Genomic DNA, 22548 nt, shown 5'->3' on the forward strand with positions numbered 1-22548 from the left:
CTTCCTCACTCCATGGATACCCCCCCGGGTATTGATTCCACCGTAGCAAATTACCCCCGGGGGTATCATGGGAGGCGGTGTGGCCCTTCTGGCACGAGAGGGCCGCCGTACGACTCAGGGGCGTACCGGCCGTCGGCACACCCACACAGAGGAGCAGTACATGACGTCACACCCGGCACAGTCCGCCGTCGAAGACCCTGCCGACGCGTCTGCCGCAACCGGTCACGACGAGGCGGCCGTCCGCGCCGTACTCAACCGCCTGCGCCGCGCACAGGGGCAGCTCGCCGGAGTCATCACCATGGTCGAAGAAGGACGCGACTGCCGTGACGTGGTCACCCAGCTCGCCGCCGTCAGCCGCGCCCTGGACCGGGCAGGCTTCAAAATCATCGCGACCAACATGCGCGAATGCCTCACCTCCCCCGACGGCGGCGATCTGAACGAGGAGCAACTGGAGAAGCTCTTCCTCGCCCTCGCGTGACCGAGCGGGCACGCGGCGGCCCGGGCGCCGCCCCCCCTGTGCGCGTCTCGCGACGGGGTGGACGCCTCGGCGTCCACCCCGCACCGGCGTGAGCGGTCAGTCCTTGCCGAGCAGTCCGTTCATCTGCTCGATCTCCGCGCTCTGTGAGCTGATGATTCCTCCGGCCATCCTGGTGGCCGGTCCGTAGGCGCCGTCGGCCTGCTCGGTCTTCGCCATCTCGACCGCGCCCTCGTGATGCTTGATCATCATCTCCATGAAGGCGGTGTCGAACGCCTTGCCCGAGGCGTTCTCGAGCTCGGTCAGCTCCTCGGCCGTCATCATGCCGCCGGTGCCGTGCATGGAGTGGTCCATGGCGCCCTCGGCGGGCACTTCCTCGCCCCAGGAGGTCAGCCACCCGGAGAGCGTCCTGATCTCCGGGTCCTGGGCCTTCTCGATGTCGGCGGCGAGCTTCTTCACCTCGGCCGACTGCGCACGGTCGGGCGCGAGGCCGGCCATGTCGACGGCCTGGCGGTGGTGGGGGATCATCCCCTTCGCGAAGGCGACGTCGGCGGCGTTGTGCTGTCCCTGCGATGCCGATGCCGATGCCGATGCCGGGGCGGACGAGGAGGTGGTGGCGTTGTGGCCGTTGTGTCCGGCCGGGCTGTCGCCGTCGCCGTCGCCGTCGCCGTTGCCGCCGCAGGCGGCCAGGACGAGTGCTGCCGCACCCGCGGCGGCGGCGACGGCGGCGGTACGGCGGACGAGGGAACGCTTGCGGATCATGGTGGTGCAACTCCTTGGCGCGCCGTCGTCGGCGCGCGGTGCGAAGAGATGTCAGGGCGTGCGAAAGCACGGCACCCGTCACCGGGAGACACCGGCTACGGGGGTACCGAGCGGGCCGCTCTATATCCGCAGGAGTTGCAGCTCGGAAAGATCGGGTGGGCCCCGGCCGTCATGCGGCGACCCGGAGAACGTCGCAACGGGCGCAGGGACGAGCGGCGCGTCCAGCGGGGCGCCGGTCAGCGCGGGCGGCGTGTACGCCGAACCCGTACCGGCAGCCGCACATGTCCCGTCGGCGTGAGCGAGGTGGCTCGATCCGCCCTCCGTGTGCGTACATCCCCCGTCCGCGTGCGGCACGCCGTCCGCCGCGGCCAGCACCATCGCGTGGCCTGCGCCCTTCTGCGCGGTCGGCGTCACCCCGGGAGCGAGGCCATGCATGCCCAGCACGCCGGCCAGCACCGCCATCACCAGCAGCACGAACAGCCGCCCGGCAGGGCGGCTGCTTGATCGGGGGCTCCTGGTCACGCACCCATCGTACGAGCCCTCGTGGGAGCGGCAGCTGTGACGGCGCGATCGGGGGCCGCCCCCGCCGGCGTCTCCGGGCACGCCGCTCGCCCAGGTGGTGAGGGGACTCACCCGATCCGGTGATCGGCAGCACTCGGATGCGCCGTGAGGCCGAGGCCGCGTCGGGCCGCACATGCGGACGTCCCGGCCGCGTCCGACCCGGAGAGCGTGCCACCCGGATCTCAGTACGGCCGGTCGGAACGCAGCGACCGCACGCAGGCGAGCCGTTACAGTCCGTGTTGATGTCTGTCTGGTCGGTACTGCCGTGCACTCGGCCCGTGGCGCGCACCGCGGCGCCGCTGGTCGTGCTGCTTGCCGTGCTGGTGCACCTGCTGGCCTGCGCGCACGGGCCGGCCGCGACCGGCATGGCACGGGCCGAAACCGCTCACAGCGCAGGAGTGTTCTGGGGGCACGCACCGGAACCGGCCGACGCGCAGACCGCTCTGCCGCGGAGCGCGCCGACACATGATCACCCGTCACAGTGTTGTGATCTGGACGAACCCACGGTGCAGCCCTCGCGCGACATCCCCCTCGGCGACGGCCCAGCCCTCAACGTCCTCCGCGTAGCACCCCCCTGCACCCAGCCGTCGGCCCCACGGGCAGGCGAGCACCCGTCGGCTCGCCGGCCAAATGGCTCGTCCACGGGACAGACGCGGTCCCAACTCGGCGTGTGGCGGACCTGATCGACCAAGTACCGCGGCCCTCTACCCGGCCGCGGCCCACTCGTCGATCGCCTCCACCCTCCCGCTACATGCGGCCTGTCGCTGTTCACGGCACCGGCCGCCGGAGAACCACGCCATGAAACACCTGACCTGCACGTCTGTCCTGGCTGCGCCGACGCAGTCGCTCCCGGAAGCCAAGTGCCCGACACACACTCCCGCGGGCCTGGTCGGCAACACGCCCGTCCTCCACATCGGGGCTCCCTTCACCGCACCGGGACGCGGCTTCTGGGCCAAGATCGAGGGCCACAACCCGGGCGGCATCAAGGACCGCACCGCACTGCACATGGTGCGAGCCGCCCGCGAGCGCGGACAGCTCCTGCCCGGCGCCCGCATCGTCGAGTCCTCCTCCGGCACGCTCGGTCTCGGCCTGGCTCTCGCCGGCGCGACGTACGGCCATCCGGTCACCGTCGTCACCGACCCCGGCATGGAACCCTTGCTGACGGGACTCCTCACGGCATACGGGGCCGTCGTGGACCTCGTCGACACCCCGCTCGCCAGTGGAGGCTGGCAGCGCGCACGGCGTCAGCGCGTCGAAGAACTCCTCGCCGCCCGTCCCGACGCCTGGTGCCCCGATCAGTACAACAACCCGGAGAACGTGGCCGCGTACGCTCCGCTCGCCCACGAACTCGTCGCCCAGCTGGGCCGGATCGACACGCTTGTCGTGTCCGTCGGCACGGGTGGCCACTCCGCCGGGATCGCCTCCGTCCTGCGTGGGTTCTTCCCCCGCCTGCGGGTCGTGGGGGTGGACACCTGCGGTTCGACCATCTTCGGACAGCCCGCGGCACCCCGTCTGATGCGGGGACTGGGCAGCAGCATCCATCCGCGCAACGTCGCCTACGACCTGTTCGACGAGGTCCACTGGGTCGCCGCGCCGGAAGCGGTGTGGTCGGCACGCAGGCTGGCCCGTGACCACTACGCCACCGGGGGCTGGAGCGTCGGCGCGGTCGCGCTCGTCGCCCGGTGGGCGGCGCACACCCTGCCGGCCGAGAACCGGATCGTCGCGATCTTCCCCGACGGCCCGCAGCGCTACGTCGGCACGGTCTTCGACGACGCCTACTGCCGTGAGCACGGTCTGCTCGACGACCCACCCGCCGACGACCCCGAGGAAGTCGTCCGTCCGGGAGACCGGGTGGTGACCCGCTGGACGCGCTGCACCCACGTCACCGACCCCCTGGCCCCCGCCGGCGCACAGGACGCGGGAGACAGGACCGTAGGAGTCGCACGATGAAACATTTGTGGCAGCAATCCCGCTCGTTCCCTGCCCCGATCCGGCTGCTGATGGCCAACCAGTTCGCCATCAACCTCGCCTTCTACATGCTGATGCCCTACCTGGCGGCCCACCTGGCCGGCGGGCTCGGGCTGGCGGCCTGGGCCGTCGGACTCGTCCTGGGCGTCCGCAACTTCTCCCAGCAGGGCATGTTCCTCATCGGAGGCACCATCGCCGATCGTTACGGCTACAAGGCCCCGATCATGGCGGGCTGCCTGCTCCGCACCGTCGGCTTCGGCCTGCTGGGCCGGGTCGACAACCTGCCCGCCCTTCTCGCCGCTTCGGCGGCCACCGGTTTCGCCGGTGCCCTGTTCAATCCCGCCGTACGGGCCTACCTCGCTGCCGAAGCCGGCGAGCGACGGGTGGACGCCTTCGCCACCTTCAACGTCTACTACCAGGCCGGCATGCTTCTGGGCCCCCTGGTGGGCCTGGCCCTGCTGGCCGCCGACTTCCGGCTCGTCTGCACGGTCGCGGCCGCGATCTTCACCCTGCTGACCGTCCTGCAGTGGCGTGCCCTGCCCGCCCGCCGTGGCGATGCCCCCGACGCGACGCCCGGCGACGTCCTGACGCAGTGGCGCACGGTCGTGGCCAACCGGCCCTTTCTCCTCTTCGCCCTCGCCATGATCGGCTCCTACGTCCTCACCTTCCAGGTCTACCTGGCACTGCCCCTGGTCGCGGCCGACGTCCTCGGTGCGCAGGGCACCTGGGCGACCAGCGGACTCTTCGTCATCTCCGCCGCGGTCGCCGTGGTCGGGCAGCTCCGGCTCACCGGCTGGGCGAAGCGGCGCTGGACCCCCGCTCAGGCCCTCGTCCGCGGACTCACCGCCATGGGAACGGCCTTCGTGCCGCTCGCACTCGCGCCACCCGAAGCTCCCGCCGCCGTACTCACCGCTCTGGTCCTGGCCGTGGCTCTCCTGGCCGTCGGCGGTGCCGTCGTCTATCCCTTCGAAATGGACACCGTCGTCACGCTCTCGGGCAACCGGCTCGTGGCAACCCACTACGGGCTGTACAACACCGTTTCGGGCCTCGGCATCACCCTCGGCAACCTCGCCACCGGAGCCCTGTGGGACTTCGCCGCACGCGCGGGCGCCTTCTGGCTGACGTGGTGTTCCCTGGCCGCGACCGGACTGGCCTGCGCGGCGTCCGTCGCCTCCCTGGCACGCAGCGGGCGCCTGACCGCGCGGGCAGCGGCGCCCCTTGCCCCCGCATGACGCGCGGACACACCCGCGGGGCACCGATGGACCCGGTCGCCCGACGGCCCCTGCCCGGCACGAAAAAGGGCGAGGCCCGAAGACCCCGCCCGACCGCTACAAAACCCCAGCTCAGGGCCACACCAGGCAGTACGGCTGATGCCCCGCCTCATGCAACCGATGGCTGAAGTCCTGCCACTCGTGCAGCAGCTGGTACACGTTGAACGCGTCCCGGGGGCCGCCCCGGTCCGGGACCGTGGACCATATGAAGGCCGCCGCGCCGACCGCCTCCTCGCCGATGCCGCGCAGGGGGTCGACGACGGTCATCGGGAGCTTGACGACCGCGTAGTCGGGGTGCAGGACGACCAGCTCCAGCGGGGGGACCTTGTGCAGCGGGACGCCCTCGATGCCGGTGAGGACCATGGCGGCCATGGTCTCCGGCTTGATCTTGGTGAACATGCCGTTCATCCCGAGCTCGTCGCCGCCCAGCTCCTCGGGGCGCATCGAGATCGGGACGCGGGCCGCGGTCGCTCCGTCGGGCGCGCCGAAGTACTTGTAGGTCACCCCCACCCGACCACCATTCCTGCTCCCCGCCCCCAGCCGGCCGGCCCGCCCGTCGAGCCGGTCGGGCTCGCCCGGTGTGCCGTGTGTCTGACGTGCTTCGGACGCTTCATCCGCCTCGCGTCGGTGCCTTCCCCGCCGGGCACGTCGAGGACCCAGGTCATCGGTCCCCTCGCCCAGTCCGCCACCGCGATGCATATCTCCACCCGACTGCTTTTCTAGGACGCGTGGCCCCCGCCGCGCAACCCGATCATCGTGTCAGTGACCTCCCCCACGGCCGCTCGCCGAAACGTGCGTTGAAACATATGTCCGTCATGTGTGTGCGGGACGGCCGGGAGCCGCGCCCGCGCCGTCCCGGTGAGCTGCGTGGATGGGCTCCAGTCTGGCAGACGGCACGGCGTTCGGGGCGGTTGTCTACCCTTGTCGAAGTCACCCTGGGCAACCTGACGCCGCGCAGGGTCCGATACGTCGGAGAAGGTCGAGAAGGTCGGAGAAGTCGCAGGTCATGAGCGAACTGGCATATCCATACGAAGCACCGGCCTCGCAGGCTCTGTTCGACCGCGCGGCGGCCGTCACGCCCGGCGGCGTGAACTCCCCGGTGCGCGCCTTCCGCGCCGTCGGCGGCACGCCCCGGTTCATGGTGTCCGGCACCGGGCCGTACCTGACGGACGCGGACGGGCGTGAGTACGTCGACCTCGTGTGCTCCTGGGGGCCGATGATCCTCGGGCACGCGCACCCCGAGGTGATCGCCGCCGTGCAGGAGGCCGTGGCCCGCGGTACGTCCTTCGGTACGCCCGCCGAGGGCGAGGTCGCACTCGCCGAGGCGATGGTCGAGCGGGTCGCGCCGCTGGAGCAGGTGCGGCTCGTGTCCAGCGGGACCGAGGCCACCATGTCCGCCATCCGGCTCGCCCGCGGGTTCACGCAGCGCACCAAGGTGATCAAGTTCGCCGGGTGTTACCACGGTCACGTCGACTCGCTGCTGGCCGCCGCGGGCTCCGGCGTCGCCACCTTCGCGCTGCCCGACACGCCCGGCGTCACCGGAGCCCAGGCGAGCGACACGATCGTGCTGCCGTACAACGACCTGGAGGCCGTGCACGCCGCCTTCGCCGCCCACCCCGGCGAGATCGCCTGCGTGATCACGGAGGCGTCGCCCGGCAACATGGGCGTCGTACCGCCGCTGCCCGGGTTCAACCAGGGGCTCAAGGACGCCTGCGCGGCCAACGGCGCGCTGTTCGTGTCCGACGAGGTCATGACCGGGTTCCGGACCAGCCGCGCCGGGTGGTACGGCGTGGAGGGGGTCGTTCCCGACCTGATGACCTTCGGGAAGGTGATGGGGGGCGGGTTCCCCGCCGCCGCCTTCGGCGGGCGCGCCGACGTCATGGCGCACCTCGCCCCGGCCGGGCCCGTCTACCAGGCCGGCACCCTCTCCGGGAACCCGGTCGCCACCGCCGCCGGGCTCGCCCAGCTGCGGCTCCTCGACGACGCCGCGTACGACACCGTCAACGCCGTGTCCGCGCGGATCCAGTCGCTCGTGACCGAGGCGCTCGCCAAGGAGGGCGTCGCGCACACGGTGCAGACGGCCTCCAACATGTTCTCCGTGTTCTTCACCGACCGGCCGGTGCGCGACTACGAGGACGCCAAGGCGCAGGAGTCGTTCCGGTTCACCGCCTTCTTCCACTCCCTCCTCGCCGGGGGCGTCTACCTGCCGCCGTCCTCCTTCGAGTCCTGGTTCGTGTCCACCGCCCACGACGAGCGGGCCGTCCAGCGCATCGCCGACGCCCTCCCGGCGGCGGCCCGCGCGGCAGCGGAGGCGACGGCATGAGCGACCACGGCACCCACGACCGCGACGAGGAACTGACCGTCGTCCACGTCATGCGGCACGGCGAGGTCGAGAACCCCACCGGCGTCCTCTACGGGCGGCTCCCCGGCTACCACCTCTCCGAGCTGGGCCGGCGCATGGCCGAGCGGGTCGCCGAGCACCTCGCGCCCCGCGACGTGACCTACGTCGTCGCCTCCCCGCTGGAGCGGGCGCAGGAGACGGCGACCCCGATCGCCAAGACGCACGGGCTCGACCTCGACACCGACGCGCGGCTCATCGAGGCCGCCAACGTCTTCCAGGGCAAGACCTTCGGCATCGGCGACGGCGCCCTGCGCCGGCCCGCCAACTGGAAGCACGTGGTCAACCCGTTCAAGCCGTCCTGGGGCGAGCCGTACGTCGACCAGGTCGTGCGGATGAAGGGCGCGATCGACGCCGCCCGCGACCGGGCCCGCGGGCACGAGGCCGTGGTCGTCAGCCACCAGCTGCCGATCTGGATCCTGCGGTCGTACGTCGAGCGGCGGCGGCTGTGGCACGACCCGCGCAAGCGGCAGTGCACGCTGGCGTCCCTGACGACGTTCACCTACCGGGGCGACCGGATCGTGTCCGTCGGCTACACCGAGCCCGCCCGCGACCTCGTCCCGGCCCACCTCCTCGCCGGGGCCAGGCCCGTGAAGGGGCAGGGGAAGGCGTACGGGGCCTGAGGGCCTGAGGGTCTGACGGCCGGTCCGCCCAGGCCCGGTCCGCTCCACCCCGGTCCGTTCCGCCGCCGCGGAATCGTTCCTGTGGGCCGGCCGCGGTCGGTTGTTACCCAACCCGCACAAATTTCCGGAACCCGCACGTTCGTCGCGTCCTCTCACCCAGTGACCACCAAGGACGCGACGAACGAGGTTGCGATGCGCACTTCCAACCGCACTCTCACCCGCAGGGGGATACTCGGACTCGGCGCGGGAGCCGCGGCGGCGGCCGGGCTCGCGGGCTGCGGCACCGGTACCCACTCCTCGTCGGACGGCTCGCACCAGGCCGGGGACGCCGGGAAACCGTCGCCCTCCGGCAGCGGCAAGGCCCCGGCGAAGCCCATCGGCGACGGCTCCACGTCGTACACCGGCAAGCAGCCGCACCAGCCGGACGCGCCCGTGCCGCTGGAGCCCGGCCAGACGCCGCCCCAGTTCGTCGTCTTCTCCTGGGACGGGGCGGGGGAGGTCGGCAACGGGCTCTTCCCGCGCTTCCTCGACCTCGCCCAGGAGCACGGCGCGCACATGACGTTCTTCCTCTCGGGCCTGTATCTGCTGCCCGAGTCGAAGAAGCGCCTCTACGACCCGCCGAACAACCCGCGCGGCGCCTCCGACATCGGCTACCTCACCGACGAGCACATCAAGGCGACGCTGAAGAACGTCCGCCGCGCCTGGCTGGACGGCCACGAGATCGGCACCCACTTCAACGGCCACTTCTGCGGGGGCGGCGGCAGCGTCGGCAACTGGACGTCCGCGCAATGGCGCAGCGAGATCGACCAGGCGAAATCCTTCGTCAAGGAGTGGAAGACCAACAGCGGCTGGACCGACCTGCCCGCCCTGCCCTTCGACTACGACAAGGAACTCGTCGGCGGCCGCACGCCCTGTCTGCTCGGCCAGGACAACCTGCTGCCCACCGCCCGCGAGCTGGGCTGGCGCTACGACGCCTCCTCGCCCGGCGGCCGCCAGGTGTGGCCGGTGAAGAAGGACGGCGTCTGGGACTTCCCGTTGCAGCAGATACCGTTCCCCGGCCACTCCTTCGAGGTCCTCTCGATGGACTACAACATCCTCGCCAACCAGTCGGTGAACTCCACCAAGGCCCCCGCCCACAACTACCCGGGCTGGCGCGAACAGGCCACGAAGGCTTACATATCCGGCTTCAAGCGGGCGTACGAGACGAACCGGGCACCCTTCTTCATCGGAAACCACTTCGAGGAGTGGAACGGCGGCATCTACATGGACGCCGTGGAGAACACGCTCAAGCACATCGCGCGGGAGAAGGAGAAGGGCGAGGATATCCGGCTGGTCTCCTTCCGCCAGTTCACCGACTGGATGGACGTGCAGAAGCCGGAGGTGCTGGCCAAGCTGCGGAACGTCGAGGTCGGGCAGCAGCCCACCGGCGGCTGGAACGCCTTCCTCAAGGACACCTCCTCCGCGGGCTCGACACCCTCCGGGAGCGCCGCCTGAAATGCGGGTTTCCGGCCGCGAGGGGGGTGCGCAAGATCCTCGGAACGGACATGCGAAACTTTTCACATGAGTGCCGCCAGCCGCGCCCCCCTGCGCTCGAACCGCTCGAACCGCACCGCCGACGTCCGCGTCCGCGCCCGTAGCCGGGCCGTCGGGGCCGTCCGGGCCGCCGTCGGCGCGGCCGCCGCGGCGCTGCTGGTGTCCGCGTGCAGCTCCGGCGGCACCTCGGGCGGCGGCGGCCAGACGGGCTTCATCACCGGCTCGGACGGCATCGCCACCGCGAAGAGGGGCGAGCGGGCCGACGCCCCCGAGCTGTCCGGCAAGACCGTCGACGGGGGACAGCTCGACGTCGCCGACTACCGGGGCAAGGTCGTCGTCCTCAACGTCTGGGGCTCGTGGTGCCCGCCCTGCCGCGCCGAGGCCAAGAACTTCGAGAAGGTGTACCAGGACGTCAAGGACCAGGGCGTCCAGTTCGTCGGCATCAACACGCGCGACACCTCCACCGGCCCGGCGCGCGCCTTCGAGAAGGACTACGAGGTCACCTACCCGAGCCTGTACGACCCGGCGGGCAGGCTGATGCTCCGCTTCGAGAAGGGCACCCTCAACCCCCAGGCCGTCCCCTCCACGCTAGTCATCGACCGGGACGGCAAGGTCGCCGCGCGCACGCTCCAGGCGCTCAGCGAGGAGAAGCTGCGCAAGATGCTCGCCCCGTACCTCCAGCCGGAGAAGTGACGTGTCCGCAGTGACCACCCTCGCCGCCGAGGGCTACAACGGCACGGTGCTCAACGGCGCCCTCCTCGTGGCCCTCCCCATCGCCCTGCTCGGCGGCCTGGTCTCCTTCTTCTCGCCCTGCGTCCTGCCGCTCGTCCCCGGCTACCTCTCCTACGTGACCGGCGTCACCGGCACGGACCTCGGCGAGGCCCGGCGCGGCCGGATGGTCGCCGGCGCCTCCCTCTTCGTCCTCGGCTTCACCGCCGTCTTCGTCTCCAGTGGGGCGCTCTTCGGCTACTTCGGCTCCACGCTCCAGGAGGAACGCGGCACCCTGACCAAGGTGCTCGGCGTGCTCATGATCCTCATGGGCGTCTTCTTCGTCGGCCTCATGCCCTGGTTCACCCAGCGCGAGTTCCGCTTCCACAAGCGCCCGGTGACCGGCCTGGTCGGCGCGCCGCTGCTGGGCGCGCTGTTCGGCATCGGCTGGACGCCCTGCATCGGTCCGACCCTCGCGTCCGTCCTCGCGCTCTCCGCCGACCAGGGCACCGCCGGCCGCGGCGCCATACTGACCGTCGCGTACTGCGTCGGCCTCGGCGTGCCCTTCGTGCTCGCCGCGATCGCCTTCCGCAAGGCGCTCGGCGCCTTCGGCTGGATCAAGCGCCACTATGTCTGGGTGATGCGGATCGGCGGCGCCATGATGATCGCGACCGGCGTGCTGCTGCTGACCGGCGCGTGGGACAGCATCGTGCAGGACATGCAGACCTGGTCCAACGGCTTCACTGTGGGGATCTGACCGATGAGCACCACTTCGAAAACCACCCCCGGGACCGGCCCCGGCAAGCAGCCGAAGGACGACGGCGGCGACCGGGACCTCGGCGCCGCCGGTTCCCAGCTGTCCACCGCCCCCGCGGAGGAGGCCCCGAACCTCCCCTCGCTCGGCGTGATCGGCTGGGCCCGCTGGTTCTGGCGCCAGCTCACCTCGATGCGCGTCGCGCTGATCCTGCTCCTGCTGGTGTCGCTGGGCGCGATCCCGGGGTCGCTGATCCCGCAGGACGGCATCGACGCCATGAAGGTCGAGGAGTTCCGCCAGAACCACGACATCCTGGCGCCGGTCTACGACAAGCTCGGCCTCTTCCACGTCTACAGCTCGGTGTGGTTCTCCGCGATCTACATCCTGCTGTTCGTCTCCCTCATCGGCTGCATCGTCCCGCGCACCTGGCAGTTCGTCGGCCAGCTCCGCGGCCGCCCGCCCCGCGCCCCCCGGCGCCTGGACCGGCTGCCGGCCTACACCACCTGGCGCACCGGCGCCGAGCCCGAGGAGGTCCGCGAGGCCGCGCTGAAGCTGCTGAAGAGGCGCCGCTTCCGCGCGGACGCCGCCGGTGACGCCGTCGCGGCCGAGAAGGGCTACCTGCGGGAGGTCGGCAACCTCGCCTTCCACATCGCGCTGATCGTGCTGCTGACCTCCTTCGCCTGGGGCCAGCTGTTCAAGTACGAGGGCAACAAGCTGGTCCTGGAGGGCGACGGCTTCTCCAACACCCTCACCCAGTACGACGACTTCAAGTCCGGGAACCTCTTCGACGCGGACCACGACCTGGCACCCTTCAGCTTCACCCTGAAGGACTTCCACGGCACCTACGAGGCGACCGGCCCCAACCGCGGCACCCCGCGCATCTACGAGGCCAAGGTCACCTACAGCGAGGGTGCCGACGGCGCCGAGAAGTCGAAGACCGTCGAGGTCAACAAGCCGCTGCACATCGACGGCTCCAAGGTGTACCTCGTCAGCCACGGCTACGCCCCCATCCTCACCGTCAAGGACGCCAAGGGCGATGTGGTGATGGACAAGCAGGCGGTGGCCCTGCTGCCGCTGGACGGCAACGTCACCTCCTCCGGCGCCGTCAAGGTCATGGACGGCTACCGCAACGCCAAGGGGGAGAAGGAGCAGCTCGGCTTCAACGCGTTCTTCCTGCCGACCTACGGCGGCAAGGGCAGCACGATGCTCTCCACCTTCCCGGCGCTGCTCAACCCGATGCTCGCGCTCTCCGCCTACCACGGGGACCTCGGCGTCGACGCGGGCATCCCGCAGAGCGTCTACCAGCTCGACAAGACCAACCTGGAGGAGTTCAAGGGCTCCGACGGCAAGCTGTTCAAGCAGCAGCTCAAGGTCGGCGACACCATGACCCTCCCGAACGGTGCCGGCTCGGTCACCTTCAACGGCGTCCAGGAGTGGGCCGGCTTCCAGGTCACGCAGCAGCCCGGCAGCGGCTGGGCGCTCGGCGGTGCCGTCGTCGCCATCTTCGGCCTGGCCGGCTCCCTGTTCATCCAGCGCCGCCGCGTCTGGGTGCGGGCCGTGCGCGGCGCCGACGGCGTCACCGTCGTGGAGATGGCCGGCCTCGGCCGCAGCGAGTCCGCCAAGGTCCCCGAGGAACTGGGCGATCTCGCCGGCGTCCTGTACGACCAGGCACCCGGCGCGCCCGACTCCGCCGGCGCGCCCGAGAACGACGACACCCCCGATTCCCCCGACACCCACGTCGTACCTGCCGAAGGGGCTGAGAAGTGACTCTCGCCGCCGCAACCGAGTTGGCCGCCGCGACCAACGAGCATCTCGCGAACGTCAGCAACACACTGATCTACTCCTCGATGGCCGTCTACACACTGGCCTTCTTCGCGTACATCGCCGAGTGGCTCTTCGGCAGCCGCAGCAAGGTCGGCCGCACCGCCGCCGCGCTCACCGACGAGACGGCCGCGGCCAAGGCCGGCGCCCAGGCCGGTCCGGCCGTCACCGTGAAGAAGGCCGGCGGCACCGCCGTACTGGAGCGCCCCGCGGTCGTCGTACGGTCCGCGAGCGGCACCCGCGACGTGCCCGACGGTCCCGGCGCGCACGGCGGCACCGAGAAGGGCGACCTGTACGGACGGGTCGCCATCTCGCTCACGGTGCTCGCCTTCGCCATCGAGGCGGGCGGCGTCCTCACCCGCGCCCTGTCGGTGGAGCGGGCGCCGTGGGGCAACATGTACGAGTTCAACATCACGTTCACGACGGTCGCCGTCGGCGTGTACCTCGCGCTGCTCGCCCTGAAGAAGAACGTCCGCTGGCTCGGCCTGCCCCTGACCACCACGGTCCTGCTCGACCTCGGCCTCGCCGTCACGGTCCTCTACACCGCCAGCGACCAGCTCGTCCCGGCCCTGCACTCGTACTGGCTGTACATCCACGTCTCCACGGCGATCTTCTGCGGCGCGGTCTTCTACGTCGGCGCGGTCGCCACGATCCTGTACCTCTTCAAGGACAGCTTCGAGAACAAGCTCGCCTCCGGCGGCACCCCCGGCCGCTTCGCCGCCTCCGTCCTGGACCGGCTGCCCGCCGCCGCCTCCCTCGACAAGTTCGCCTACCGCGTCAACGCCGCCGTCTTCCCGCTGTGGACCTTCACGATCATCGCGGGCGCGATCTGGGCGGGCGACGCCTGGGGCCGCTACTGGGGCTGGGACCCCAAGGAGACCTGGTCCTTCATCACCTGGGTCGCCTACGCCTGCTACCTGCACGCCCGCGCCACCGCAGGCTGGAAGGGCCGCAAGGCCGCCTACCTGGCCCTGGTCGCCTTCGGCTGCTGGCTGTTCAACTACTACGGCGTCAACATCTTCGTCTCCGGCAAGCACTCCTACGCGGACGTGGGCCTCGGCGCGCTTCAGTCGGTCGGCTTCTGACCGACGCCCGTGACGACGTCCCGCAGCCGCTCGACGTACAGCCGCAGGTTCTTGTGGGCGACGTCGGTGTCCGGGTAGCGGCTGGCGAACCACAGGCCCTCCGGGAGCCGGGTCACCCAGGCGCACACCTGGTCGCCGTAGGAGACCCGGAGCAGCGCGTACGCCGTCCGGTCCGGCCAGCTGTCCGCGCCGGGGACGTCACGGGCGTCGACGTACGACACGATCGAGTACAGGTCGGGTGAGGTCGGCCGGAAGTCCGTGCCGAGCAGGCGCAGCACCCGGTCGATCGGCAGGCGGGACATCCGCCGGTTGGCCTGGAGTTCGGCGCGGACGGTGCGCAGCGCGCTGGGGAAGTCGTGGGCCCGGTCCGCCGGGACCTCGATCGGCGCGCCGCCCACGTACCAGCCGACGGACTCCGCCCACTGGGAGCGCGACCGGGTGTGGAAGGGCACGACGGTGCGGTAGACCGGCTCGCCGCCGATCTCGTGGACGATCAGCGCGGTCGCGGCCAGGACACCGACCAGGCTGCCGCCGTAGGGACGGCAGTACGCCTCGAACGCGGCGGCGTCGGCCGCGTCCACCAACGGCTCGCGCAGCAGCCGCTGCTCGGGCAGCGGGCCGCCGGGCCGGACGCCGAGGTCGACGGGGAAGGACGGCAGCCGCCCGTCGCAGCGCCGGATGAACTCCCGCCACCGGGCGACGATGTCGTGGTCGCCGTCGATCCGGTCCGCGTCCGCCCGCTCGGCCTCGCAGAAGTCGACGTAGGAGCCGACCCGGGGCCGCGGCACGGTCCGCCCCGCGACGCCCGCGGCGTACAGTTCGCCGACCTCGGCGGGGATGCGGTAGATCGAGTACGCATCGACGTTGCTGTGGTCGAAGGCCATGTAGACGCTGACGCCGTCGTCGCGGACCACCGCCGTGTAGATGAGGTTGGGCCAGCGCAGCGCGTCCGCGACCAGGTCGAAGCGGTCCTGGAGGTGCCGGGCGAGGTCCGCCGCGTCCGGGAAGTCACCGACGTCCTCGCGGTGCAGGGCCACCGTGTCCGCGTCCAGTGTGAACCGGCGCATCGTGTCCCCGCCTTCGCCGCCCCACCGGAACCCGCTGCGCAGCGTCTCGTGCCGCAGGGTCCAGGCGCGCAGCGCCTCCTGGAGCACGTCGAGGTCGACCGGGCCCGGGATGTCGAAGGCCGCGCCGAGCCAGGTCGGCACGAACAGCCCGTCCTCGCGCACCGACCGTGCCGTCCGGATGTGTGACTCCTGGATGTACGCGGGCGGCCGCGTGTCCTCGGGCAGCGCCGCGGCGATGTCGAGCGTCGCGGGACTGAGCGTCCACTCGACGAGGCGTCCGGGCCGGATCTCGCAACGCTGGATGTCGGTCATTCGCACGAGAGGGTCTCCGTTCGCAGATGTACAGACCCGACCAAGGGAATGCCGTCTTTGCGGCCGCGCACCTGGTGTGTCGGCACTGTTCAACGGAACGGATGGCCTCTCGAACGCCGATCCGGCCCCGGGGCGAGGGGCCCTTCACCCTTCCCCCGTGCGGCCTTCACTCTCCGGTCTCCGGTCTCCACTCGTCACTCCGGTCCAGGTACGCGTGCAGGGCGCCCGCACCGGCCAGCATCGACCGCGTCCGCGCCGTGAGGGCCTGTCCGCGTGCCTCGACCGCCGCCCGCAGCGCCTCGCTGCTCCCCTCCCGCCGCAGGTCCTCCAGGACGGGCCGGATCCGGTCGAAGAGGTGGTGACTGCGGCGCAGTGCGCGCACCACCCGCGCGTCCCGCACGTCGGCGGGCCCGTACACGCGGTACCCGGTGCCGTGTTCCCGCCCGGGCACGAGCAGCCCCGCCTCCTCCCACACCCGCAGCGCGGACGTCCGTACGCCGATCAGGGCGGCCACCTCGCCGATGCGCAGCCCGTGCGGGCCGTGCGGTGCGTCACCGGAACGGGGCGGTGGCGCGGCGGTCTCCCGGCCCGTCAGCGCTTCCAGCGCCTCGCCGGCGGCCCGCAGCGACACCCGCTCCTCGTGCAGCGCGGCGTGCGCGGCGTCCACCAGGGCGAGGGCGGCGGCCACGTCCCCGCCGTGCAGCGCCCGCATGACCCGTGCCGCCGTCACCGCCCCGTAGCCCGGCTGCAACGCCCGGTACGTCAGCAGCGCGTCCCGGTGCCGCTCGCCGAAGACCCGGTACCCGGCGTCGGTCCGCCCGGCCGGGGGCAGGACACCGGCGTCCTCGTAGTTGCGGACCTGCTGTGTCGACAGTCCCGCCGTCCGGGCCAGGTCGACGGTACGCAGACGCCGCTCGCCGTTCCTCATCCGGCGCAGCCTATGCGGGGACGACGGAGCCATAATGCGGGCATGTCGCTTCAGGGGACGGACGCCTACCAGGACGGCGACGGCACCCTGCCGGCGCTGGTCGTCCGGGCCGTGGCGGCGGCCCGCGCGCACGCCTTCGCCCACTCGTGCCGCCCCGAACAGGGCCGGCTGCTCCACCTGCTGGCCGCGGGAGCACCGCGCGCCATCGCCGAGACGGGCACGGGCTGCGGCGTGGGCCTGGCCTGGCTGGCCTCCGGCGCCCGCCCGGGAACCCGGCTGATGGGCGTCGAACGCGACGCGGAACGGGCCGGCGTCGCCCGGGAGGTCTTCCGGGAGCACCCGGAGGTCGAGATCCGCCACGGAGACTGGCGCCGCGTCGAGGAGTCCGGCCCGTACGACCTGCTGGTGCTGGACGGCGGAGGCCAGGCCAAGGGCGACGGCGCCGCCGACCCGGCCCGTCTGCTGACCCCCGGCGGCACCCTGGTGGTCGACGACTTCACCCCCGCCACCACCTGGCCGCCCCGCTTCGAGGGCGCCCCCGACCGGCCCCGGCCGCACTGGCTGGAGCACCCGGCCCTGCACTCCACGGAACTCCGGCTGGCCCCGGACCTGGCTGCGATCGTCGGCACCCGGCTGCGGGGCTGACGGGAGGAGGCCCTGGGCCGTGGCGGGGGAAGCCACGGCCCAGGGCCGGTCTGTGGGGGCGGTGTTCGCCCGGCGGGGGTCAGTGGGCCTCGGCGGCGCGGCCGGTGACGTTCTGGACGGCCTTGAGGGCGAGGTCGGGGCGGTCGGTGTGGATGTAGTGACCGCTGCCCTTGGCGGTGGTGAGCCCGGCGTCGGTGGAGAGCCGCTGCCACTCCTGCTGGCCCTTGGCCCACATCTTCTCCAGCGCGGGACCGTAGTCGGGGACCTCGGCGTACTGGGACTCGTGCTTGAGGATCTCGACGGGGATGTCCCCGGCGGAGTGGACCGGGCCGTCGGCGATGACGAACCGCTCCGGGTTCTGGCCCTCGTTGGCCGCGATCGCGCCGTCCCGGACCTGGGCCGCCGGGCCGGTGACGTCGGCGGGGATGGTGCGGTTCATGTCGCGGGTCAGGTGGGGGACGGTGGCGTCCAGGAGCACCAGGCCCTTGACGCGGTCGGTGTGGTCGGGGGTGTAGCGGGCGGCGAGGTAACCGCCCAGGGAGTGTCCGGCCAGGACGACCGGACGGTCGCCCGCGAGCCGGTCGAGGAGCTTGGTGAGCAGGACGCCGGCGTCGTTGACGGTCTGCAGGGCGTCGGGGGCGGGCTTGTCGCTGCCGCCCTCACCGAGGCGGTCGTAGGAGCAGACCCGGTCCGACGTGCTCAGCGACTTCTGCAAGGGGGCCATGTTGGCCAGGCCCTCGCCGCCGCCGGGCATCAGCAGCACCAGGGGCCGGTCGGCGTCCGAGTGGCCGGAGCAGGAGACGTTGACCGAGTGGCCGTCGACGCGGATCTTCTTCGTACCGGTGAAGGCGGCCCCCGCCGACGCGGTGGTGTCCTTCGCGCCGGAGTCGTCGTCGCCGTACTCCTCGTGGAGGACGAGTCCCGCGCCGGCCACGGTGCAGACGACGGCGATCACGGCGGTCGCCTTGGCGAGGGTGCGGAACACGGGGGGCCTCCAGTGGGCAAGGGCGGGGTGGGGACGCGGTGGTGGGGGGAGCCTTCTCGGTCGCCCTGTCGTGCTCGGCGACTGAGAAGGACTCTATGGATCCGCCGGTCCCGGGTCGTCACCCCGCGGTGGACACCTGTCCGTAGCTCCCCCGGGGGACAACCGCCCCGTCCTACGCCCCGTCCGGGCCCAGACCAGCGTCCTCAGCAACGGCACGGGGGCGTCTCCTGGCCTCGCGCCATCAGACGCCGGTCGGCGCGCGACGAGCGGCACCGGCGTGCGCGACGACACCCCCTAGGAGGCGTCGTACGCCGCGATCGCGGTCCGGACGAACGAGCGGACCAGCGGGTTCGGGCCGGTCCGGGGCCAGGCCAGCACCACCGGGCTCGGTGGCAGGTCCGTCAGCGGGACCACGGTGAGCCCCTCGGCGGGGACGTGGCCGACGAGGGTCATGCCGACCGTGCCGTTCCACAGGACGGCCTGCCGGCACTCGCGGACGGTACGCACCACGGGCCCGGTGCGCGGCTCCCCGCCGTGCCAGTACGCCTGCCACCGGGGGTCCGTGCCCTCCGGGAACCGGAACCAGCGGCGGTCGGCCAGCTCGGCCGGGGTCAGGCTCGCGCGGCCGGCCAGTGGATCGTCGGCCCGCAGCAGGGCGCCCACCGGGTCGGTGCGCAAGGTGCGCGTGGTCAGGCCGGTCGGGTCGAAGGGGCCGCGGGTGAGGGCCACGTCGACCAGTCCGGCGTGCAGCCCGCAGGTGGGGTCGGTCAGGTCGGTCTCGCGGACGGTGACCTCGGCGTGCGGGTGGCGCCGGCGGTAGGCGTCGGCCAGCCGGACCACGTCCGGGTCGGCGCTGTCGCCGAGGATGCCGACGGTGAGGGTCGCGGCACCGGCCGCGCCGGCCACGCGCGCGCGTACCCGGTCGGCCCGGTCGAGCAGGGCGCGCGCCTCGTCGAGCAGTACCGACCCGGCCCCGGTGAGGGTGACGCCGGTGGCGGTGCGGTGGAACAGCGTGGCGCCGAAGTCCGTCTCCAGCGCCCTGATCGCCCGGCTCAGCGGCGGCTGGCTCATGTGCAGCCGGACGGCCGCCCGGCCGAAGTGGAGTTCCTCGGCGACCGCCACGAAGTAGCGCAGCGTACGCAGCTCCAACCGGTCCATCCTGCGACGATACCCGTGCGGTATCGCCTGCGCGGAACGGGTCTTGGACGCTCGCGGTGCTCCGGCGGTGGAATCGGGCCATGACCGACGCACCGCTCGACAGTGAGCCCCAGCCGCCCCGTCCCGGCGCGGACCCAGCCGTCTCCGTGGTGGGACCGGACGACGGTGAGACGATCCTGCTGGGCACCACCCGCATGCGCGTCCTGGAGGACGGCAGCCACACCGGCCACCGCCTGGGCATGGCCGAGTCCGTGCTCGCCCCGCACACCCCCGGTCCGCCCCAGCACCGTCACGCCCGGCACGACGAGGGCTTCTACGTCATCTCCGGCACGGTGCGGTTCACCGTCGGGGACGAGGACGTCGACGCGACGGCGGGCACGCTCGTGATGGTCCCGCCCGGCGCACCGCACACCTTCGCCAACACCACCGGTGAGCCGGCCCGCATGCTCAGCACCTTCACGCCGGACCTGTACGTCCCGTACTTCCGAGACCTCAGCGAGCTGTACGCCGACGGCCGGACCCCGACCCCGCGGGAGAGCCTGCGGACGATGCGCCGCTACGCGACCGAGCCCGCCGGCGACTTCGCCCCGGGCGCCGGGTCGTGACCGTCGCGTACTGGATCGTCGCCGGACTCCTGGCCGCGTTCTACCTCTACGGAGGCGCGCTGAAGGCGGTGCGGAGCCGGGACGGGCTCCGGCCGATGATGGCCTGGGTGGACAGCACACCGATGCCCGCCGTCCGCGCCGTCGGGGTGGTCGAGGTGCTCGGCGCGGCCGGGCTGGTCCTTCCGCCGCTGACCGGCGTCGCGCCCTGGCTGGCCCTGGCCGCGGCCGTCGGGTTCGTCGTCCTGCAGATCGGCGCGACCGGGGTCCACCTGCGCCTCGGGGACCGGCGGGTCGCCCTCAACCTCACCCTGCTGGCCACCGCCGCGGTGACCGTCGGGCTCGCCACGACCTGGCTGTGACCCGGCGTCAGCCACCCGGCGGGATGTGCCGGGCCGCCTCCAGGAGCCGGCCCGCGAGGTCGGCGACGAGACCGCGCAGCTCGTCCGGCCGCTCGACGACGAACGGGCGGTCCAGCGAGGCGAGCACCCCCGGCACCCAGTCGAGCCGCTCGACCCGCATCTCGACCCGGCACCAGGGCTCGCCACCGCCCGGCCCTCCGCTCCCGGAGGCGCCGCCCCCGCCGTCGTCCGCGGTCACGATCGCCACGCCGGCCGGCAGGCGGGTGCGGATCTCCTCGGCCGTGCCCCGGACCCGTACCGCCACGGCGTGCCGGTAGGGCGCGGTGGCCAGCGCGGTCAGTACGCGCTCCGCCGGGCCCGGTCCGGGCGGCGGTTCGAAGGTGCCGGGCAGGATCCTCGCGCCGCTGACGCGGTCGAGGCGGAACGTGCGCTCCGCACCGGCCGAGAGGTCCCGGCCCGTGACGTACCACCGGCCCGCGTGCGCGACCAGCCCGTAGGGATACACGGTGCGTTCGCCGCCCCCGCCGCGGCCGCCGGTGTACCGGATCGCCACCGGCCGGTGATGGCGCACCGCGTCGGCGACCGGAAGCAGGACGGCGGCCTCCGGGGCGGCGGACCCGGCCGGCACGGTCGTGAAGGTGAGGGAGTCGAGCACCGCGTCCAGGCGGTGGCGGAGCCGCTCCGGCAGTACCCGCCGGACCTTCGCCGCCGCCGTCTCGCCCGCCGTGCCCGCCGCCGCGGTGATCCCCGTCCGCCGCCCGGCGACCAGGCCCAGCAGTACGGCCAGCGCCTCGTCGTCGGTCAGCATCAGCGGGGGCATGCGGTGGCCGGGGGCGAGCCGGTAGCCGCCGTAGCGGCCGCGCACCGACTCCACGGGGACGTCGAGGTCGACGAGGTGGTCGACGTACCGGCGCACCGTGCGCTCGCCGACGCCGAGCCGGTCGGCGAGTTCGGCCACGGTGCGCACCCCGCCCGCCTGGAGCAGTTCGAGCAGGGTGAGCACACGGGACACGGGACGGGACATGCCCCAAGTCTGCCGCCGATACCGGCCGGATTGTGACCGGTATTGCTCCTAGCGTGCGAGGGACAGCACCCGCCGCACAGGAGTGAACCGATGAATCTCGTCTCGATCCGCGTCATCACGGGCGACGTCGCCCGCCTCGTCGACTTCTACGAGCGCGCCACCGGGCTGCGCGCGACCTGGGCCACCGAGGACTTCGCGGAACTGCGCACCCCCTCGGGCACCCTCGCGATCGGCAGCACCCGCACCGTGCCGCTCTTCGCCCCCGGCTCCGCCCACCCCGCCGCCAACCGCAGCGTGATCATCGAGTTCCTGGTGGACGACGTGGACGCCGTGCACCGGAACCTGACCGGCCTCGTGGCGGAGTTCGTCAAGGAGCCCACGACCATGCCCTGGGGCAACCGCGCGCTCCTCTTCCGCGACCCCGACGGCAACCTGGTCAACTTCTTCACCCCGGTCACCCCGGCCGCCGTCGAGAAGTTCGCCGACGTCGCCCGCTGACCGCCCCCCTATGCTGGACCCGCCCGCAGGGGCGAGGACCGCACGCCGGGAGCGACCGGGAGGGATCTGTGTCAGCGCTGGAGCCGGACGACCCGCGCTCCGTCGGGGAGTACCGGCTGCTGAGCCGGCTGGGTGTGGGCGGCATGGGCCGGGTCTTCCTCGGCCGGTCCCCGGGAGGCCGGCTCGTCGCGGTCAAGGTGGTGCACGCCGAACTGCTGCGCCGACCGGAGTTCCGCGACCGCTTCCGACGCGAGGTCCAGGCCGCCCGGGTGGTCAGCGGCGCCTTCACCGCCCCGGTCGTCGACGCCGACCCGGACGCGGCGCTGCCCTGGCTGGTCACCAGCTACATCGCCGGACCGTCCCTGGAGCAGGCGGTGGCCGAGCGGGGGCCGTTCGAACCGCAGGCGGTGCTCACGCTGGCCGCCGGGCTGGCCGAGGCGCTGGTGTCGATCCACGCCGCGCACCTCGTCCACCGCGACCTCAAGCCCTCCAACGTGCTGCTCGCCGAGGACGGGCCGCGCGTCATCGACTTCGGCATCGTGCGCAGCGTCGACGCCGACTCCCTCACCGGCACCGGGCACATGGCGGGTTCCCCGGGCTTCATGTCCCCGGAGCAGGTCAACGGGGACGAGGTCACCTGGGCCAGCGACGTGTTCTGCCTGGGCGCGGTGCTGGCCTTCGCGGCGACCGGCACCAACCCCTTCGGCGCCGGACCGACGCCCGCGCTGCTCTACCGCGTGGTGCACAACGCCCCGGACGTGGACGCCGTCGCCGACCCGGCGCTGCGTTCCCTGATCGCCGACTGCCTCGCCAAGGACCCGGCCCACCGGCCCGCCCCGCGCGAGATCCTCGCCCGCATCGGCCCGCTGGGCGGCGAGAGCGCGACGGCCCTGCCGCACGCCCAGCAGTGGACGCCGGCCGTGCGTCCGACCCGCGCGGACGCCGTGCCCACCCGGATCGTCCCGCCGCCCGCCGCGCCCCCGACGCATGCGCGGACCCGCGTCGACC

23 protein-coding genes are annotated in these 22548 nt (G+C 72.5%); 15 read left to right on the forward strand and 8 right to left on the reverse strand.

Features of this window, described 5'->3' with window-relative positions; genetic code table 11:
* The first annotated feature begins 160 nt into the window (after positions 1-160).
* A complete protein-coding gene (locus BZZ08_RS19580) occupies positions 161-478 on the forward strand; it encodes a metal-sensitive transcriptional regulator (RefSeq protein ID WP_104633553.1) in 318 nt (105 codons plus the stop codon).
* A 96-nt stretch (positions 479-574) separates the two neighbouring features.
* Here the strand turns inward: BZZ08_RS19580 and BZZ08_RS19585 are convergent, their stop codons facing one another.
* The gene (locus BZZ08_RS19585; RefSeq protein WP_104633554.1) at positions 575-1237 is read right to left on the reverse strand and encodes a DUF305 domain-containing protein; all 663 of its coding nucleotides are present in this window, start codon (positions 1235-1237) and stop codon (positions 575-577) included.
* A 120-nt stretch (positions 1238-1357) separates the two neighbouring features.
* The gene (locus BZZ08_RS19590; RefSeq protein WP_104633555.1) at positions 1358-1759 is read right to left on the reverse strand and encodes a DUF6153 family protein; all 402 of its coding nucleotides are present in this window, start codon (positions 1757-1759) and stop codon (positions 1358-1360) included.
* A gap of 837 nt (positions 1760-2596) precedes the next feature.
* On the opposite strand from BZZ08_RS19590, the gene BZZ08_RS19595 reads away from it, so the two are divergent.
* Positions 2597-3748: a PLP-dependent cysteine synthase family protein gene (locus BZZ08_RS19595; RefSeq protein WP_104633556.1), complete on the forward strand. Its 1152-nt coding sequence runs from the start codon at positions 2597-2599 to the stop codon at positions 3746-3748.
* Positions 3745-4998: an MFS transporter gene (locus tag BZZ08_RS19600; RefSeq protein ID WP_104633557.1), complete on the forward strand. Its 1254-nt coding sequence runs from the start codon at positions 3745-3747 to the stop codon at positions 4996-4998. The genes BZZ08_RS19595 and BZZ08_RS19600 overlap by 4 nt, the downstream gene beginning before the upstream one ends.
* Before the next feature lie 111 nt (positions 4999-5109).
* Here the strand turns inward: BZZ08_RS19600 and BZZ08_RS19605 are convergent, their stop codons facing one another.
* Positions 5110-5736: a hypothetical protein gene (locus BZZ08_RS19605; protein WP_174256425.1), complete on the reverse strand. Its 627-nt coding sequence runs from the start codon at positions 5734-5736 to the stop codon at positions 5110-5112.
* Positions 5737-6043: 307 nt separating this feature from the next.
* On the opposite strand from BZZ08_RS19605, the gene hemL reads away from it, so the two are divergent.
* From hemL to ccsB, 7 genes are all read left to right on the forward strand, one after another.
* Entirely contained in the window at positions 6044-7360 is a 1317-nt protein-coding gene (gene hemL, locus BZZ08_RS19615; protein WP_104633558.1) for a glutamate-1-semialdehyde 2,1-aminomutase, read from the forward strand.
* Entirely contained in the window at positions 7357-8058 is a 702-nt protein-coding gene (locus BZZ08_RS19620) for a histidine phosphatase family protein (protein ID WP_104633559.1), read from the forward strand. The genes hemL and BZZ08_RS19620 overlap by 4 nt, the downstream gene beginning before the upstream one ends.
* 192 nt (positions 8059-8250) lie before the next feature.
* Positions 8251-9552, forward strand: coding sequence for a hypothetical protein (locus BZZ08_RS19625; protein ID WP_104633575.1), 1302 nt, complete (start codon positions 8251-8253; stop codon positions 9550-9552).
* A 66-nt stretch (positions 9553-9618) separates the two neighbouring features.
* Positions 9619-10284, forward strand: a complete 666-nt coding sequence (locus BZZ08_RS19630; RefSeq protein WP_104633560.1) for a TlpA family protein disulfide reductase — start codon at positions 9619-9621, stop codon at positions 10282-10284.
* 1 nt (position 10285) lies between these two features.
* Positions 10286-11056: a cytochrome c biogenesis CcdA family protein gene (locus BZZ08_RS19635; protein WP_052839381.1), complete on the forward strand. Its 771-nt coding sequence runs from the start codon at positions 10286-10288 to the stop codon at positions 11054-11056.
* Positions 11057-11059: 3 nt separating this feature from the next.
* A complete protein-coding gene (gene resB / locus BZZ08_RS19640; protein WP_198601577.1) occupies positions 11060-12820 on the forward strand; it encodes a cytochrome c biogenesis protein ResB in 1761 nt (586 codons plus the stop codon).
* The gene (gene ccsB, locus BZZ08_RS19645; RefSeq protein ID WP_104633561.1) at positions 12817-13959 is read left to right on the forward strand and encodes a c-type cytochrome biogenesis protein CcsB; all 1143 of its coding nucleotides are present in this window, start codon (positions 12817-12819) and stop codon (positions 13957-13959) included. The genes resB and ccsB overlap by 4 nt, the downstream gene beginning before the upstream one ends.
* Here ccsB and BZZ08_RS19650 read toward each other — a convergent pair.
* Together BZZ08_RS19650 and BZZ08_RS19655 are read right to left on the reverse strand one after the other, a co-directional pair.
* Positions 13941-15344, reverse strand: coding sequence for a condensation domain-containing protein (locus BZZ08_RS19650; protein WP_104633562.1), 1404 nt, complete (start codon positions 15342-15344; stop codon positions 13941-13943). The genes ccsB and BZZ08_RS19650 overlap by 19 nt on opposite strands.
* A 160-nt stretch (positions 15345-15504) precedes the next feature.
* On the reverse strand, positions 15505-16266 hold the full coding sequence (locus BZZ08_RS19655) for a TioE family transcriptional regulator (protein ID WP_104633563.1): 762 nt from the start codon (positions 16264-16266) through the stop codon (positions 15505-15507).
* 42 nt (positions 16267-16308) lie between these two features.
* Between BZZ08_RS19655 and BZZ08_RS19660 the strand changes: the two genes are divergently transcribed.
* On the forward strand, positions 16309-16911 hold the full coding sequence (locus BZZ08_RS19660) for an O-methyltransferase (protein ID WP_104633564.1): 603 nt from the start codon (positions 16309-16311) through the stop codon (positions 16909-16911).
* 79 nt (positions 16912-16990) lie between these two features.
* Here the strand turns inward: BZZ08_RS19660 and BZZ08_RS19665 are convergent, their stop codons facing one another.
* Together BZZ08_RS19665 and BZZ08_RS19670 are read right to left on the reverse strand one after the other, a co-directional pair.
* Positions 16991-17896, reverse strand: coding sequence for an alpha/beta fold hydrolase (locus tag BZZ08_RS19665; RefSeq protein WP_104633565.1), 906 nt, complete (start codon positions 17894-17896; stop codon positions 16991-16993).
* Positions 17897-18190: 294 nt separating this feature from the next.
* Positions 18191-19054: a LysR family transcriptional regulator gene (locus BZZ08_RS19670; protein WP_104633566.1), complete on the reverse strand. Its 864-nt coding sequence runs from the start codon at positions 19052-19054 to the stop codon at positions 18191-18193.
* Between the two features lie 80 nt (positions 19055-19134).
* Here BZZ08_RS19670 and BZZ08_RS19675 point away from each other — a divergent pair, with 80 nt between their 5' ends.
* Positions 19135-19659, forward strand: a complete 525-nt coding sequence (locus BZZ08_RS19675; protein WP_104633567.1) for a cupin domain-containing protein — start codon at positions 19135-19137, stop codon at positions 19657-19659.
* On the forward strand, positions 19656-20018 hold the full coding sequence (locus BZZ08_RS19680) for a DoxX family protein (protein ID WP_104633568.1): 363 nt from the start codon (positions 19656-19658) through the stop codon (positions 20016-20018). Before BZZ08_RS19675 ends, BZZ08_RS19680 begins: the two co-directional genes overlap by 4 nt.
* Before the next feature lie 7 nt (positions 20019-20025).
* Here the strand turns inward: BZZ08_RS19680 and BZZ08_RS19685 are convergent, their stop codons facing one another.
* Complete coding sequence (locus tag BZZ08_RS19685) at positions 20026-21042, reverse strand: helix-turn-helix transcriptional regulator (protein ID WP_104633569.1); 1017 nt, start codon at positions 21040-21042, stop codon at positions 20026-20028.
* Between the two features lie 90 nt (positions 21043-21132).
* Here BZZ08_RS19685 and BZZ08_RS19690 point away from each other — a divergent pair, with 90 nt between their 5' ends.
* Together BZZ08_RS19690 and BZZ08_RS19695 are read left to right on the forward strand one after the other, a co-directional pair.
* Positions 21133-21540 (forward strand): VOC family protein, encoded by a 408-nt coding sequence (locus BZZ08_RS19690; protein ID WP_104633570.1) that lies wholly within the window; start codon positions 21133-21135, stop codon positions 21538-21540.
* A gap of 68 nt (positions 21541-21608) precedes the next feature.
* The coding region (locus tag BZZ08_RS19695; protein WP_133169213.1) for a serine/threonine-protein kinase at positions 21609-22548 on the forward strand (940 nt) is incomplete at its 3' end.

The sequence above is a fragment of the Streptomyces sp. MH60 genome (assembly GCF_002939385.1).
Classification (GTDB): domain Bacteria; phylum Actinomycetota; class Actinomycetes; order Streptomycetales; family Streptomycetaceae; genus Streptomyces.